This window comes from Aureimonas phyllosphaerae (assembly GCF_900113065.1).
Lineage (GTDB): Bacteria > Pseudomonadota > Alphaproteobacteria > Rhizobiales > Rhizobiaceae > Aureimonas > Aureimonas phyllosphaerae.
The window spans coordinates 46,897-61,861 of the sequence record NZ_FOOA01000007.1 but is presented as its reverse complement, the minus strand read 5'-3'; the positions used below and the strand labels follow the sequence as shown (position 1 = coordinate 61,861).

At 69.7% G+C, this 14,965-nt stretch carries 16 protein-coding genes; 8 read left to right on the top strand and 8 right to left on the bottom strand.

Annotated features, from left to right (window positions below):
- The first annotated feature begins 13 nt into the window (after nt 1–13).
- A complete protein-coding gene (gene cysG, locus BM175_RS10690; RefSeq protein ID WP_425285270.1) occupies nt 14–1,480 on the top strand; it encodes a siroheme synthase CysG in 1,467 nt (488 codons plus the stop codon).
- Between the two features lie 19 nt (nt 1,481–1,499).
- Nucleotides 1,500–2,138 carry a nucleoside triphosphate hydrolase gene (locus tag BM175_RS10685; protein ID WP_090962878.1) on the top strand — a complete coding sequence of 213 codons (639 nt, stop codon included), beginning with the start codon at nt 1,500–1,502 and terminating at the stop codon, nt 2,136–2,138.
- A 12-nt stretch (nt 2,139–2,150) separates the two neighbouring features.
- Here BM175_RS10685 and BM175_RS10680 read toward each other — a convergent pair whose 3' ends face one another.
- Together BM175_RS10680 and BM175_RS10675 are read right to left on the bottom strand one after the other, a co-directional pair.
- Complete coding sequence (locus BM175_RS10680; RefSeq protein ID WP_090962876.1) at nt 2,151–3,077, bottom strand: AEC family transporter; 927 nt, start codon at nt 3,075–3,077, stop codon at nt 2,151–2,153.
- A 117-nt stretch (nt 3,078–3,194) separates the two neighbouring features.
- Nucleotides 3,195–4,691 carry a CoA-acylating methylmalonate-semialdehyde dehydrogenase gene (locus BM175_RS10675; protein ID WP_090962874.1) on the bottom strand — a complete coding sequence of 499 codons (1,497 nt, stop codon included), beginning with the start codon at nt 4,689–4,691 and terminating at the stop codon, nt 3,195–3,197.
- A 107-nt stretch (nt 4,692–4,798) separates the two neighbouring features.
- Between BM175_RS10675 and BM175_RS10670 the strand changes: the two genes are divergently transcribed.
- The 4 genes from BM175_RS10670 (at nt 4,799) to cysC (ending at nt 9,326) form a co-directional block, all read left to right on the top strand.
- Nucleotides 4,799–5,680 (top strand): LysR family transcriptional regulator, encoded by an 882-nt coding sequence (locus tag BM175_RS10670; protein ID WP_090962872.1) that lies wholly within the window; start codon nt 4,799–4,801, stop codon nt 5,678–5,680.
- A 331-nt stretch (nt 5,681–6,011) separates the two neighbouring features.
- Nucleotides 6,012–6,701, top strand: a complete 690-nt coding sequence (locus BM175_RS10665; RefSeq protein ID WP_090962870.1) for an exopolysaccharide biosynthesis polyprenyl glycosylphosphotransferase — start codon at nt 6,012–6,014, stop codon at nt 6,699–6,701.
- Between the two features lie 113 nt (nt 6,702–6,814).
- A complete protein-coding gene (gene cysQ / locus BM175_RS10660; protein WP_090962869.1) occupies nt 6,815–7,672 on the top strand; it encodes a 3'(2'),5'-bisphosphate nucleotidase CysQ in 858 nt (285 codons plus the stop codon).
- Nucleotides 7,673–7,703: 31 nt separating this feature from the next.
- Nucleotides 7,704–9,326, top strand: a complete 1,623-nt coding sequence (gene cysC / locus BM175_RS10655; RefSeq protein ID WP_210185784.1) for an adenylyl-sulfate kinase — start codon at nt 7,704–7,706, stop codon at nt 9,324–9,326.
- Here cysC and BM175_RS22700 read toward each other — a convergent pair.
- The 3 genes from BM175_RS22700 to BM175_RS10645 form a co-directional block, all read right to left on the bottom strand.
- The gene (locus tag BM175_RS22700; protein WP_175526828.1) at nt 9,323–9,484 is read right to left on the bottom strand and encodes a hypothetical protein; all 162 of its coding nucleotides are present in this window, start codon (nt 9,482–9,484) and stop codon (nt 9,323–9,325) included. The genes cysC and BM175_RS22700 overlap by 4 nt on opposite strands.
- Nucleotides 9,485–9,559: 75 nt before the next feature.
- Entirely contained in the window at nt 9,560–10,261 is a 702-nt protein-coding gene (trmD, locus tag BM175_RS10650) for a tRNA (guanosine(37)-N1)-methyltransferase TrmD (RefSeq protein WP_090962867.1), read from the bottom strand.
- Between the two features lie 17 nt (nt 10,262–10,278).
- Nucleotides 10,279–10,581: a putative quinol monooxygenase gene (locus BM175_RS10645; RefSeq protein ID WP_175526827.1), complete on the bottom strand. Its 303-nt coding sequence runs from the start codon at nt 10,579–10,581 to the stop codon at nt 10,279–10,281.
- 200 nt (nt 10,582–10,781) lie between these two features.
- Here BM175_RS10645 and BM175_RS10640 point away from each other — a divergent pair, with 200 nt between their 5' ends.
- Nucleotides 10,782–12,146, top strand: a complete 1,365-nt coding sequence (locus BM175_RS10640; RefSeq protein WP_175526826.1) for a polysaccharide biosynthesis/export family protein — start codon at nt 10,782–10,784, stop codon at nt 12,144–12,146.
- A gap of 9 nt (nt 12,147–12,155) precedes the next feature.
- On the opposite strand, the gene BM175_RS22695 is transcribed toward BM175_RS10640, so the two are convergent.
- From BM175_RS22695 to BM175_RS10630, 3 genes are all read right to left on the bottom strand, one after another.
- Nucleotides 12,156–12,314 carry a hypothetical protein gene (locus tag BM175_RS22695; protein WP_175526825.1) on the bottom strand — a complete coding sequence of 53 codons (159 nt, stop codon included), beginning with the start codon at nt 12,312–12,314 and terminating at the stop codon, nt 12,156–12,158.
- 126 nt (nt 12,315–12,440) lie between these two features.
- Entirely contained in the window at nt 12,441–13,031 is a 591-nt protein-coding gene (locus BM175_RS10635) for a hypothetical protein (RefSeq protein WP_090962861.1), read from the bottom strand.
- A gap of 26 nt (nt 13,032–13,057) precedes the next feature.
- Complete coding sequence (locus BM175_RS10630; protein WP_090962859.1) at nt 13,058–13,897, bottom strand: PhzF family phenazine biosynthesis protein; 840 nt, start codon at nt 13,895–13,897, stop codon at nt 13,058–13,060.
- A gap of 142 nt (nt 13,898–14,039) precedes the next feature.
- Between BM175_RS10630 and yddG the strand changes: the two genes are divergently transcribed.
- On the top strand, nt 14,040–14,918 hold the full coding sequence (gene yddG / locus BM175_RS10625) for an aromatic amino acid exporter YddG (protein WP_090962857.1): 879 nt from the start codon (nt 14,040–14,042) through the stop codon (nt 14,916–14,918).
- Nucleotides 14,919–14,965: the final 47 nt, after the last annotated feature.

Here is a 14,965-nt window from a genome sequence, read left to right as displayed (position 1 = left end):
GCGCCCGCAGCGCATGGGCGAGCTCGCGACCCTGCCCGTCTTCTTCGACCTCAAGGGCAAGCGCGCGGCGATGGCCGGCGGCTCGGACGGCGCCGCCTGGAAGGCCGAACTGCTGGCCGCCTCCGGCGCGACCGTCGATCTCTATTGCCCCGCCGACGACCTCGGCGAGGAGATGCGCACCGTCCTCGCCCTCCCCTTTGCGGACGGCGAGATCCGCCATCACGACCGCCCTTGGGCACTCGACGTCTTTGCCGCCGCCTCGCTTGCGGTCGCCGACTGCGAAAGCGAGGCGGAAGCGCAGGCCTTCTTCTGCGCCGCGCGCGCCGCCGGCGTCCCGGTCAACGTCATCGACAAGCCGGACTTCTGCCAATTCCGCTTCGGCACGATCGTCAACCGCTCGCCCGTCGTCGTCGGCATCTCGACCGATGGCGCGGCGCCCATCCTCGGCCAGGCGATCCGCCGGCGCATCGAGACGCTGCTGCCCGCCACCCTCACCGGCTGGGCGAAGATGGCCGCGCGCGTGCGCGCCGAGGTGATGGACCGCCTCACACCGGGCCCGTCCCGCCGTGCCTTCTGGGAGCGCTTCTCCGACGACGCCTTCACGCGCCGTGCGCCCGACGAGGCGGCCGAGCTGGAGGCCCGCGCCTTCGTTCGCGACCTCGCCAATCGCCCGCAGGCCGGCGGACGGGTGACGCTGGTCGGCGCCGGCCCCGGCGACGCCGAGCTTCTGACGCTGAAGGCCGTGCGCGCCCTGCAGGCCGCCGACGTCATCCTCTTCGACGACCTCGTGTCCGACGACATCCTGGAGCTCGCCCGCCGCGAGGCCAAGCGCATGCTGGTCGGCAAGCGCGGCGGGCGCGAGAGCTGCCGGCAGGAAGACATCAACGCGATGATGGCGCAGTTCGCCCATGCCGGTAAGCATGTCGTGCGGCTGAAATCCGGCGACGTCTCCGTCTTCGGGCGCTCGGGCGAGGAGATCGCCGATCTACGAGCGCAGGGTATTCCCGTCGCGATCGTGCCGGGCATCACGGCGGCCTCGGCCATGGCCGGCGCCTTCGGCGTGTCGCTGACCCACCGCGACCGGGCGCAGGCCGTGCGCTTCGTCACCGCGCACAGCCAAAAGGGCGACCTTCCCGACGACATGGACTGGCGGGCGCTCGCCGACGACAACGCGACCACGATCTTCTACATGGGCGGGCGCATGGCGCGGCGCATCGCCGAGCAGCTCATCGCCCACGGGCTTCCACCGGAAACGCCGGTGGCCGTCGCCGCGGCCCTCACCCGGCCGGACGAGATCCGTGTGGTCGGACCGCTCTCATCTCTCGGGGAGATCGTCGGGCGCGTCGGCATCGACCGGCCGATCCTGATCGGCGTCGGGCGCGTGTTTGCCGATGTCGAGCCGTCCGCCCTCCTCGGCTACGAGCCCGAGCGGCTCGATCCCTCTCGCCAAACCTCGCGCCTTCAGGCAAAGGCCGTCTGACCACTTCGGGAGGACGGACATGGGCGAGCAGGTGACGCTGGCGGGGCTGACGAACGCGCTTCTCAGCGAGGAGGGCGAGCGCCGCCGGATCGTCGCGATCGCCGGCGCGCCGGGCTCCGGCAAGTCCACCACGGCCGATCAGCTGAGGGAACGCCTCAACGCGCGCCGCTCGGGCGTCGCCGACGTCTTTCCAATGGACGGTTTCCACTACGACGACATGGTGCTGAACGCGCGCGGCCACCGCCCGCGCAAGGGCGCGCCGCACACGTTCGACCTCGACGGCTACCGCACGGCGCTGGAGCGGCTTCGCGCCGACGACGGCCGCGAGGTCGCCGTGCCCGTCTTCGACCGATCGATCGAGATCGCGCGCGCGGGCGGTCGCATCATCGAACCGTCGACGCGCATCGTCCTGACGGAGGGCAACTACCTCCTCCTCGACGAGCTCGGCTGGCGCGACCTCGGCGCCCTCTTCGACGTCACCGTGATGGTCGAGGCGAGCGAGGAGGTGCTGATCGGCCGGCTGACGGAGCGCTGGATGGGGTTCCAGCTCGATCCGGACGCGATGGTGCGGCAGATGGAGGGCAACGACCTGCCGAACATGCGCCTCGTGCTGGCCAAAAGCCGGCCGGCCGATCTCGTGCTGCGCTCCGACGCCTGAGGGACCAAAGACTCAAGGTCCCGCGAGCCAGACCGCGACCGTGATCCAGATCGGCAGCGTGACCAGCGAGGCGACCGTGGTCGCGACCAGCGCACCGCCCGATTCCGCCGTGCCCTCGCGATAGATCGCCGAGAGGATCGTGCCGACGAAGCCGGCAGGGATCGCCATCGCGACCAAGATGCGCGCTTCGACCGCCGGCGGCAGCGACAGGAGGAGGCAAAGCGCCAGCGCCAGCGCCGGGCGCAGGACATTCGACAGGGCGACGGCGAAAAGGCTCGTCCGAGACAAGCGCAGGCGCTGCGTCGACAGGATCACCCCGGTCAGGAACAGGCCGACGCCGCCGGTCGCCTGCGCCAGGGGCTTCAGGACCGCGATGCCGAGCGCCGGAAACGGCACCTCGGCGAAGGCGATGACGAAGCCGAGCACGGGCAGGATCGTCATCGGCTTGACCAGCGCTGCACCGACGGCTCGGCCGATATGGCCGCCGCCCTGCATCTCCAGCCGGACGAAGCAGTAAAGCGTGACGGTCAGCGTGCCGACGAGGTTGGCGACAGCCAGCGTCACCTCCGACCCCGGCCCTTCCAGCGCCTGGAACAGGCCAAGACCGATGCCGCCAAGATTGGGAATGCCGACGGTTTGGGCAAAGAGCGCCGTGGTGATCGGCGTGAGGCCCCAGCGTCGTGAGACGAGGAGCGTGAGGCCGAGCATCGCCGCGAAGGTCGCGACGTAAGCAGCGGTCGGTGCGAGTTCGGCCGTCAGCAAGCTGCGGGGCGCTGTGACGATCGCGAGGAACAGGGCGATCGGCAGCGCGAACTGCGCGACGAAGGCGCCGAGCATGCCGGTGGCACTCGCGTCCACCCACCGACGGCGACCCGCGACGAAACCGAGCCCGATCACGAAGAAGACCGGCGCGAGCGAGAAGAGAAGGATCTGGAACATCGGGTCGGACGGGAATGCGATGAAGGGCCGGTGGAGCGACCGCCGACCCTTCTGGCATGCTTACGTTCTCAAGGCGAGGTTCTGCCCACGCCTTGGCGCATCACCGGCGCCGCGCCTTCAGCGCATCACCGGCATCGAGAACTCGGCGCCCGACTTGATGCCGGACGGCCAGCGGCTCGTCACCGTCTTGGTGCGGGTCCAGAACTTGATCGAATCCGGTCCGTGCTGGTTGAGGTCGCCGAAGGACGAGCGCTTCCAGCCGCCGAAGGAGTGATAGGCGAGCGGGGTCGGGATCGGCACGTTGATGCCGATCATGCCGATCGGAACGCGGCTTGCGAAATCGCGCGCTGCATCACCGTCGCGCGTGTAGATCGCGACGCCGTTGCCGTATTCGTGCTCGGTCGGCAGGGCGAGCGCGGCCTCGTAGTCCTTGGCGCGCACCACCGAGAGCACGGGCCCGAAGATCTCGGCCTTGTAGATCTCCATGTCGGGCGTGACGTGGTCGAAGAGGCAGGAGCCGACGAAGAAGCCGTCCTCGTAGCCCTGCATGCGGAACTGGCGACCGTCGACGACGAGCTTGGCGCCTTCCCGGACGCCCGTCTCGACGAGGCCGAGGATCTTCTCCTGGCTCGCCTTGGTGACGACCGGTCCGTAGTCGGCGGCGGCATCGGTGTAGGGACCGATCTTGAGCGCCTCGACCTTCGGGATCAGCTTCTCGATCAGGGCGTTGGCGGTCTCCTCGCCGACCGGCACCGCCACCGAGATCGCCATGCAGCGCTCGCCGGCCGAGCCGTAGCCCGCGCCGATCAGCGCGTCCGCCGCCATGTCGAGGTCGGCGTCGGGCATGATGATCATGTGGTTCTTGGCGCCGCCGAACGTGTGGGCGCGCTTGCCCCGCTTCGTCGCCTCGGCATAGACATGGGCGGCGATCGGCGTCGAGCCGACGAAGGAGATCGCGCCGATCTCCGGATGCTCCAGCACCGCGTCGACCGCCTCCTTGTCGCCGTTGACGACCTGCAGGATGCCCTTCGGCAGGCCCGCTTCCATCATCAGTTCGGCCAGGCGCATCGGCACGGACGGGTCGCGCTCCGATGGCTTCAGGATGAAGGCGTTGCCGCAGGCGATCGCCGGGGCGAACATCCACATCGGGATCATCGCCGGGAAATTGAACGGCGTGATGCCGGCGCCGATGCCGACCGGCTGGCGGATCGAGTACATGTCGATGCCGGGCCCCGCGCCTTCGGTGAACTCGCCCTTCATCAGGTGCGGAATGCCGATCACGAACTCGCAGACCTCGAGGCCGCGCACGATGTCGCCCTTGGAGTCCTCGACCGTCTTGCCGTGCTCCGACGACAGGAGTTCGGCGAGTTCCTGCATGTGGGCGTTCAGCAGCTCGACGAACTTGATGAAGACGCGGGCCCGGCGCTGCGGGTTGGTGGCGGCCCATTTTGGCTGGGCGGCGCGCGCCGCGTCCACCGCACGCTGCAGCTCGTCGCGGCTGGCCAGCGACAGACGCGCCGTCGCCTGCCCCGTGGCCGGATTGAAGACGTCGGCGAAGCGCCCACTGGTGCCCGCGACGCGCGCGCCGTCGATGAAGTGACCGATCTCGTTCATGCGTCTCTCCCTTGTGCTGCCCGTTTGTGGCCGCCACCCGCCCTTGAAAGCAAGGGGCGGGATCGTGCATCCATTGTGCGAAAATCGAAGTCTTAGGAGACGTCCGCGTGAATTGGGACGACGTGCGCGTATTTCTGGCGGTCTCGCGCGCCGGGCAGATCCTGGCGGCTTCGCGGCGGCTCGGCCTCAACCATGCGACCGTCGGCCGGCGGCTCGACGCACTGGAGGGTGCGCTCGGCACCCGCCTCTTCGAGCGGCGACCGGGCGGCTGTACGCTGACCGGCGAGGGCGAAGCCTTCCTTCCGGCGGCCGAGCGAATGGAGGCGGAAGCGCAGAACGCGCGGGCCCTCATCGGCGAGGCGGACCTGGCCCTGTCCGGCACCGTGCGGATCGGCGCGCCGGACGGGTTCGGCACCGCGTTCCTCGCCCCGCGCCTCGGGCCTCTGATGGACCGCCATCCCGGCCTGACGCTGCAGCTCGTGCCGGTGCCGCGCGCTTTCTCGCTGTCGCGGCGCGAGGCCGACATCGCGATCACCGTGGAGCGTCCCGAGCAGGGCCGGCTCGTCGCCCGGCGTCTCGTGTCCTACAGCCTGCGCGCCTACGCCTCGACGGATTATCTCGACCGGGCGGGGCGACCCCAGGGCGTCGGCGATCTCGCCGCCCATTCGCTCGTCGGCTATGTCGACGACCTCCTCTACAGCGCCTCGCTGCAATACGCGGCCGAGTTCGCGCCGGGGTGGCAGAGCCGGATCGAGATCTCCTCCGCTCTCGGTCAGGCCGAGGCCGTGGCGGCGGGCCTTGGCATCGGCATCCTGCACAGCTTCTCGGCGGCCGGGCGCCACGGTCTCGAGCGCGTTCTGCCCGAGCGGGAGCTCCGGCGCGAATATTGGCTGGTGTACCATGAGAGCGCACGCGACCTCTCGCGAGTCCAGGCCGTCGCTCGCTTCATCGCCGAACTGGTGGATACGGAGCGGGCGATCTTCGCCTAGAAAGCATCACCGATGCCATATCATTTTGCATCGCAGCATGACGACATCCCAGCGCAACCCCGCACTTCGGGCTGAATTGCATTCAATTCCGTCGGGCTCACGGATCGTTACAAGCTCGTTATAACGATTTATCCCGGGCTTTTTGACGGTTCTGCGAACCCTGAAGTTGTTGAAACCGCTTTCTCAGGCCGCCTTGAGAGGTGTCTTCCGCAACCTGCGCGTCTAGCGCAAACCCGCCCTGCACTGTGCAACTGCGAACGGAGCGTTGCCGGGAAGCATCAACTCCTCTATAAGATGCTTACCGTTCTTTAAAGAACCCGACGGGAATCCGATGGCAAAGATCACCACGTTGGCGACCACCACCAGCGACGTCACCCGACAACCTGCAGCGGTCGATCTTTCCCGCCCGGTCGGCGGATCGCTGAAGCGGGCCGTCGACATCACGCTGACCTTGGGCGCCCTCCTCGTTCTCAGCCCCCTGATGCTCATCATCATCGCCGCGATGAAGATCAGCGACCCCGGCCCGGTCTTTTTCGGCCATAAGCGCGTCGGCTTCGATGGCCGACATTTCCGCTGCTACAAGTTCCGCTCGATGGCCACCAACTCGGCCGAGCTCCTGCAGCGCCTCCTCCAGACCGACCCGGCGGCGCGCGCCGAGTGGGAAGCCACGCAGAAGCTTCGCAACGATCCGCGCGTCACGCGCCTCGGCCGATTCCTGCGCGAGACCAGCCTCGACGAGCTGCCGCAGCTCTTCAACGTGCTGCGCGGCGAGATGAGCCTGATCGGCCCGCGCCCGATCGTCGATGAGGAGGTGCATCGCTACACGCACCGCTTCGAGGCCTACAAGCGCACCCGTCCGGGCGTCACCGGCATGTGGCAGGTCAACGGCCGGTCGAACACGAGCTATGCCTCGCGCGTCAAGTTCGACACCTACTACGTCCGCCATTGGTCGCTGTGGCTCGACATCCAGATCCTCATCAAGACGGTCAAGGTCGTGATGAAGCGCGAGGGTAGCTGCTGATCTCAGCCGCTTCGCACTCGAACTGAAAAGGGGAAGGTCGCCCGCGGCCTTCCCCTTTTTGCTGTGGCGGCGCGGCTTTCCTGACGACGCGCTTCGTGCGAAGGACTGCAGGCATGACGCACCCGCTCCCCCCTTCGCCCGACCGGCCGGCGCTCGATCTCGATGCGCTGCTCGAGCCGCTTTGCGCGCTCGCGCTGGAGGCCGGCGCCTGCATCCTGCGACACTACAGGCCGGACGTCGCGGTGGCGACGAAGGGCGACGGTTCGCCGGTCACCCAGGCCGACGGCGAGGCCGAGGCGATCATCCTCGAGGGATTGGCTGAGATCGCGCCGGGAATCCCCGTGGTGGCGGAGGAGGAGGCGGCGGCTGGGCGGTGCCCCGACGCCAGCGCCCGCTTCTTCCTGGTCGACCCCCTCGACGGCACGCGCGAGTTCATCACCGGCAACGGCGAGTTCACGGTCAACATCGCTCTCATCGAGAACGGCGTGCCGGTTCTCGGCGTGGTCTATGCCCCGGCGCTCGGACGCCTCTTTGCTGGCGGCCCGGCAGGCGCCTGGCGCCGCGAGGGCGCGGAGAAACGCCATTCGATGCGGGTGCGCGCGGCACCGGGTCCCCTCACCGTTGTCGGCTCGCGCAGCCACGGTTCGGCGGAAACGGCCGTTTATCTCGAACGCCTGCCGGTCGCGGGCTTTGCCGCCTGCGGCTCGTCGTTGAAGTTCTGCATGCTGGCCGCCGGCGAGGCCGACTTCTACCCCCGCTTCGGCCGAACGATGGAATGGGACACGGCGGCCGGCGACGCCATCCTGCGCGCGGCGGGCGGATGCGTGACGACCTGCGACGGGGAGCCGCTGCGCTACGGCAAGCGGCAACAGGGGCATGACGCCGATTTTGCCAACCCGCACTTCCTTGCCTTCGGCGATCCCGCCATTCTCCCGCTCGCCTGCACGGATCGCATCGCCCGCGAATCGTGAGCTGTCGAGCCTGACCCGGGAGATCCGTCGCATGCCGCCCCACGCCCCCGAAGCGTCCGCTCCGCTGCGCCTTCTCCTCTGCGGCCTTCGCGGTGGCGGCGACATCGACCTGCCGAACGGGTCGATACGTGGTCGCCCGCTGATGGTCAGCGACCTCCGAGGCACCGACGATCCCGGCGCGCTGGCGCGGGCCGGCACAGGATGCGAGGCGGCGGTCGTCGTGTCGGATCGGCCTCTTCGCGACGTCGGGACCCACCGCCTTCTCGAAATCGTCCGGCTCATCGGGCTCGACCATATGCTCGTGCTGGTCGAATCGCCCGATGGCGAGGAGACGCCGCCTTCCCGGACGGGGAGCGCGGCGGCACGCGAACCCGGTGAGGTCACCGTCACCCTCGGGCGGAACAGTGCCGACTTGCTGCGTCATCTCGACGACTGGCTCGACAGCCTGCCGGACGTTGCCCCCTCGCCCGACGCTCCCTTTCGCGTCAGCGTCTCGGGCGCGCCGTCCGCGCAGACGGCGGTCGGCACCATCGTCGCGGGGTCCGTGCGCCCCGGCGACAGGATCGCCGCCGTGGAGACGGGGCGGGTCGCCGGTGTCCTCGCCGTCGAGGTGGAAGGCGAGGCGCGAGCAGCGGCTGGGCCCGGCGATACGGCGACGATCCGTTTCGACGCGCCGCTCGGTCCGGTCGCGGGCGACGTGCTGGCGGCGGCCGGCGACCGGCCCGAGACCTGCGACCAGTTCGCCGCCGATCTCCTCTGGCTCGACCCGGACCCTCTCCTGCCCGGCCGCGCCTACCGGATCGAGATCGGCCCGCGGCAAGTGGCGGGAAGCGTGACGCGCATCAAGCACCGGATTGCCGGAGACGGAGCCGGCGCGGCGTCGAGCACGTTTCGCGCCGGCGACCGCGGACGGGTGAACCTGTCGCTGGCGCAGTCCATCGCCTTCGAGCCCTTCGAGCGCAACCGCGTGCTTGGCACCTTTATGGTCGCCGATACGGCGAGCGGGCGGACGGTCGGGGTCGGCACCATCGATTTCGCCCTTCGCCGCGCGGCCAACATCCATCGGCAGGCCGTGGATGTGACAAAGGCCGCGCGCGCGGCCGCCAAGGCGCAACGCCCCGCGCTCCTCTGGTTCACCGGCCTGTCGGGCGCCGGCAAGTCGACCATCGCCAACCTCGTGGAGAAGCGCCTCTTCGCGCTCGGCCACCACACCTATCTTCTCGACGGCGACAACGTGCGCCACGGGCTGAACCGCGACCTCGGCTTCACGGCGGCGGACCGGGTGGAGAACATCCGGCGCGTCGCCGAAACGGCGAAACTCATGGTCGACGCCGGCCTGATCACGCTCGCCTCGTTCATCTCGCCGTTCCGCGCCGAGCGGCAGCTGGCGCGCGATCTCCTCGCCGAGGGCGAGTTCGTCGAAGTATTCGTGGACGCGCCGCTCGGCGTCGTCGAGGCCCGCGATCCGAAGGGGCTCTACGCGCAGGCGCGCGCCGGCCGAATTCCGAACTTCACCGGCATCGACAGTCCCTACGAGCCGCCGGCTGCGCCGGAACTGCATCTCGAGACGCACCGCCGCTCCGCCGACGAACTGGCGGACGAGGTCGTCACCTATCTCGACCGGGCGGGCTTCCTGTATCGGACCGGCGGCTAGACCAGCATCGCGATATTCACGACGGCCAGCCAGAGGATGGCCGAGAGCGCCAGCCCGACCGCGAGACCTCGCGCCGGGCGAAGGACGTCCGGGCATTCCACATAGGCCTTGGCCGCGGCGCGGCGGAGGAGAGCGGCAAGCTCCAGCGATCCCGTCATGAGATGAGCCCTTCGCCACATGCTGGTCCGCCCAACGTTAACGGATCGCGCCGCCCCTGTCGCCTAAACTCGCGTTCAGGACTTCGTGGTCTTGCGCCGAGCCCAAAGATCCGGACGCCGCTCCGCCGTCAGTCGCTCGGCCGCTTCGCGGCGCCAGCGCTCCACCGCGCCGTGATGGCCGGAAGCCAACACTGGCGGAATTTCGCGCCCTTCCCAGACCGCAGGGCGCGTGTAATGCGGGTGCTCCAGAAGTCCGTCCTCGAAGCTCTCGGTCTGGCCGGACTGGGCATTGCCCATGACGCCCGGCAGGAGACGCACCACGGCGTCGAGGAGCACCAGCGCCGCCATTTCGCCCCCGGAGAGGATGTAGTCGCCGATCGAGACCTCCTCGAGCGCCCGTGCCTCGATGACGCGCTCGTCGACGCCCTCGAACCGGCCACAGACGATGACGGCGCCGGGCCCCGCGGCGATCTCACGCACCCGCGCCTGATCGAGCGGACGACCGCGCGGGCTCATGAGAAGGCGCGGCCGCGCGTCGCCGTCGGGCGTCGCCGCGTCGATCGCCTCGGCGAGGACATCGGGCCGCAGCACCATGCCCGGCGAGCCGCCCGCCGGCGTGTCGTCGACCGTGCGATGGCGCCCGATCCCGTGGTCGCGGATCTGGCGCGCCTCGAGCCGCCAGTCCCCGCGCTCCAGCGCCCGACCGGCGAGCGATACGCCCAAGGGGCCGGGAAACATCTCGGGATAGAGCGTCAGGACGCTGGCGTGAAACGGCATCGCGTGGCTGGCTCGGGTCAGGCGAAGGGTTCGACCGAAGCCGTTTCGATCAGCTTCAGCTGCAGTTCCTTCACCTCGACGGTCTTCAGGGCGTCGCGCCACACGGTCATGTGAGCCGCCTTGCCGTGGGCATCCAGCGCCTCGCGGCTTTCCCATTCCTCGTAGATGCGAATGAGGCCCGGCTCGCGGATGTCCTCGGCAAAGGCGTAGACGATGCAGCCGGCCTCGGTGTTGGTGGTCGTGACGGTCGCGCGCGCGACCTCGCGAACCGCAGCAAGGCCCTCGGGCGTCAGTCTCAAGATTCCGGCAACGACGATCATCGGCACGCATCCCTCCGGCGCAGCCGGGGTTCGGCCCGCGTTGCCGTCTGGCCTATCGCGTGCGTCGGCTCGACGCAACGCGGCGTTGGCATCGGCCTCGCCGCGCGACATGACGCAGCGCAGCAATGCGGCTTGACGGCGCTCCGGTGAAGGCGGCAATGATGAATCTGTTGCCGGACAACGAATAAAGGACGATGCGCATGCCTTGGATCGCCTGCCGCCCGTCCACCCTTGGTGCCGCGCTTCTCGCCGGGCTCCTCGCCTGCGCGCCCGTCTCGGCCGGCGAGCCCTACAGGCTTCAGGTCGGCGACATGGTCGACTTTGCGATCCTTGGAACGCTTCCCGTCACGCGCAAGATCATGATCGACCAGGACGGCACGATCAGCATTCCGCTCGGCGGCCGGTTTCCTGCCGCCGGGCTGACGATCGAGGCCCTGCGCGAGAGCGTCTCGCAGCGCCTGAAGACCGTCTCCTATCCCGCCGGCGTCGATGTGCAGGGCGCAGCCGTCTGGAGCGTGATCTACCCGGAGGGCGTCCTTCTCGACGTCGGCGAGTTCCGCCCGGTCTATGTGTCGGGCGACGTCCTGACCCCGAGCGCCCAGCCGTTCCGGGCGGGCCTCACGGTGGCGCAGGTGGTGGCGGTCGTCGGCGGCCCGAGCGTCTCGCGATCGCGGCAGGACCATTCGCTGGACCGCGCCGGGTTGGGCGAGGAGGAGACCGCGGCATTCTCGGCGCTGTTCCAGGCGCGGCTCAAGGTGGCACGCCTCGAAGCGGAGCTTGCGGGACCGGGCGAAGCCGACCTTGCCGCGGTTGCCGCCGACGGAGTCGAGCCGGCACTGGCCGAGCGTCTGCGCACGCTGGTCGGCGAACAGCTCGCGGCCCGCCGCGACGACCGCGAGAAGTCGCGCCGAAACATCGTGACGAGTATCGAGGGGTCCACCGCGCGCCTCGGCTTCCTTCGGCAGACGCAACGCAACCTCGCGGACGAGACCCGCAATTACGACGATGAGATCAAGCGCGTCGAGGACCTTCTGCAGAAGGGGCTGACCCCGATCGACCGGCTCCGGGCGGCCCAGCGCGGCGCTCTCCTGGTCTCGACCCGTTCGCTCGACACCCTGTCGGCGATCAGCGTGGTCGAGCGCGACGTGACCGATCTCCAGCGCGAACTCGCGAAGCTCGACGACACCGCACGCATGGAGAATCTTGCCGCGCTCCAGATCGCGTCGGCCGAGGCGAATCATGCGTCGGCGCATGTCGAGGGGCTACGCCAGAAGGCACGCATCGTGTCGGGAGTCGGCGACGAGCCGGAAGCGATCCGCTACTTCATCACGCGCAGCGGCGGCGCGTCGGCGCGGCAGGAGGTCGAGGCGACTGCCGTCCTCCAACCGGGCGATCTTGTCGAGGTCGTTCTGGTCGAGCCGCCTCGCGGGTCACTGCCCGAAGCCGATAGCGTCGCGCAGGTCGGCCCGGTCCTGCCGACCGTTGCGGCCCCGGATATGGCGCTGGCGGCCGCCGACGCTGCTGCGGCCGATCGGGTGCCGACGCCGACGCCGGCCCTGCACTAGGGTCGATCGTCAGCCGAAGATCAGCGCGCCGATCCCGGTCCAGATCATCGCGGAGATCCCGAGACCGAGCATGATGCCGCGGGCGGGCTTCAGGGCTTCGCCCGCTGGTGCGGTGGCAGCGCGCGAACGGCGGCGGGAGGGGTTGGCCGACAGGACGGAAGCGGACATGGCGAGTTCCCCGGATGGATCTGACGCCAGAATGCCGGACCGGCAGCTAACGCATTCCCTCGGCAATCCGTAAGATTCGACGCAAGCCCTACTTTGCGCCGCGCGGCTACCGAAACATCGTGGTCATCAGCCGTCGTCCGGCCTCATCGCACCGAACCAGGCCGATAGGATCGCGCGCGCGCCGTCCGAGACGCCGCCGAGAAGGGCCGGCGTATCACGGCCGCAGCGAAAGAGGGGCGCGCGGCGGTCGGCAAAGGCGACCGCGCGCTCCAGCCCGGACCCCGTCGGCCCTGCAACGTCCTGCGCTGCCCCGACGAGGCAGGGCGCCTCATCATCGCTCGGCGCCTTCAGCACGACGAGGAGGTCGGGCGTGCTCGATGCGGCATCGGGAAACCGGTAGCGAAGGACGGCGGCGAACGGGCGATCACCGAGAAGCCGCCACGTGACCGAACGGCCGAGCCGCCCGCCCTCGGGCGGCGGCGGCAGGAAGGCGTCGGGCCTGCCGAGGGCCACCTCGCGCGACGCCTCGTCGCCGCGCAGGAAGACATCGGTCCCGACGAGCCCGGAGCAGCGCAGGACAGCCCCGTCGCCCTGCCCTTCGCCAAACGGCCGGCAGAGACCGGCGATAAGCGGCGAGACCGCGCCGGTGATCTGCGAGGGCGGCGGAGCGGCGGGCTGCCCGGACAGGACGCCGAGAACGAGAAGCAGGGGATGCATCGAATGTCTCCCGTCTGGACCGATCCCTAGAGTTCGAGTGTGCCTTCGATCAGGATGGTCACCGCGCCGCCGATGAGGACCCGTCCCTTTCCGTCCGAGCGCACACGCACGCGTCCGAGGCGGCCGATCGCGGTTCCCTGCGCCGCCGTGTAGCGCTCCGGCAGACGACCCTCCCCCTCCAGCCAGCGGGCCAGCGCCGCATTCAGCGATCCGGTGATCGGATCCTCCTTGATGCCGTGCCAGACCGTGAGCATGCGCACCTCGACGTCGGCGTCGCCGCCGGGCGGATGCGCGCCGATCAACCCGATGCGGCGCTCGGTCGGAAAGCTCGCGCCGCGCGCGTCGGCGGCCAGCACGGCTTCCGCGCCGTCGAGCTCGATCGCATCCCAGGTCGGGCCGTTGTCGAGACGCACGGCGCGGCGCACCGCGCCGGAGGGAATGCGCAGCGCCGCCAGGGTTTCGGCGAGGCGCTCGGGCTCCATCGGCTGGATGCGGATCGGCGGCGCCACGAAGGCCGGGACCGGGCCGCTGCGGTCGATCTCGACGACCCCGATCGCGCATTCCTGGCGCACCAGCGCGGCATCGCGCGGCGTGCCGCCGGCCTGGAGCCACGCGGCGCAGCTTCCGAGCGTCGGGTGGCCTGCAAAGGGCAGTTCGCCGGTGGTGGTGAAGATGCGCACGCGGTAGTCGGCGGCCTCGGGATCGCTCGGCGGCAAGAGGAAGGTCGTCTCGGCAAGATTGGTCCAGGCCGCGAAGCGCTGCATCGCCTCGTCGTCCAGCCCGGCGCCGTCGAGCACCACGGCCAGACCGTTGCCGAGGGTCGGAACGTCCGAAAAGACATCGCACTGAATGAACCGACGACGCATGGCCTTTCCTTTCCACATCTCGCGCATGGATCGGCTTATGCGCCGCAGTGGCCGCCCCGTCCAGCCGGGTGCCTTGCCGTCCCCGGCGCGCTCGGCTACGCGCGAAATGCAAGCGCATCAGGTACGATCGGACAAGGGTGGCATGGCGACGATCTTCGGCTTCTCGGCGATCCTGATGTGGGCGCTTCTCGCGCTGCTCGCCGCGCGGAGCGGCACGATGCCGGCCTTCCAACTGGCGGCGATGACGTTCGCGATCGGAACCCTCGTCTGCCTCGTCCCGCTTCTCGTCCGGCCCGGCGGCCTGCGCGTCCTGCGCCAGCCGCCGCATGTCTGGCTCGTCGGGGTCGGCGGCCTGTTCGGCTACCACGCCCTGTATTTTGCTGCCGTGCGGGCCGCCCCGCCGGTCGAGGCGAGCCTCATCGCCTATCTCTGGCCGCTCCTGATCGTGGTCGGCTCGGCGCTCCTGCCCGGCGAGCGGCTGCGCTGGTACCATATCGCGGGGGCGGCGATCGGCCTGGTCGGCACGGCGCTGGTGATCGCGGGCCGCGGCGAGGGTCTCTCCTTCTCGCCCCAGTACACGCCGGGCTATCTCCTCGCCGCGACGGCGGCCGTGTTCTGGGCGGGCTACTCGCTCCTGTCGCGGCGGCTTGCCGCCGTGCCGAGCGAAGTCGTCGGCGGCTTCTGTGCGGCGACCGCGATCCTCTCCCTCCTCTGCCATCTCCTGTTCGAGGAGACGGTCTGGCCGACGGGCGGCGAGGAATGGGCGGCGATCGTCCTGCTCGGCCTCCTGCCCGTCGGCGCCGCCTTCTTCTCGTGGGACATCGGCGTGAAGCGCGGCGATATCCAGTTGCTCGGCGCTGCCAGCTATCTCGCGCCGATCCTCTCGACCCTGGCGCTCGTCGCCTTCGGCGAGGCGCCGTTTTCGCTCTCGCTTCTTGCGGCAGCGCTCCTGATCACAGGCGGCGCGGCACTGGCCGCCCTGCCGATGTTTCGAAAGCTTGCGATGCGCGGGGTCTCCTGAAGCCGTCCCGTAGCCGGGCAAGGATCGTTCACGCATCCTCGATCATC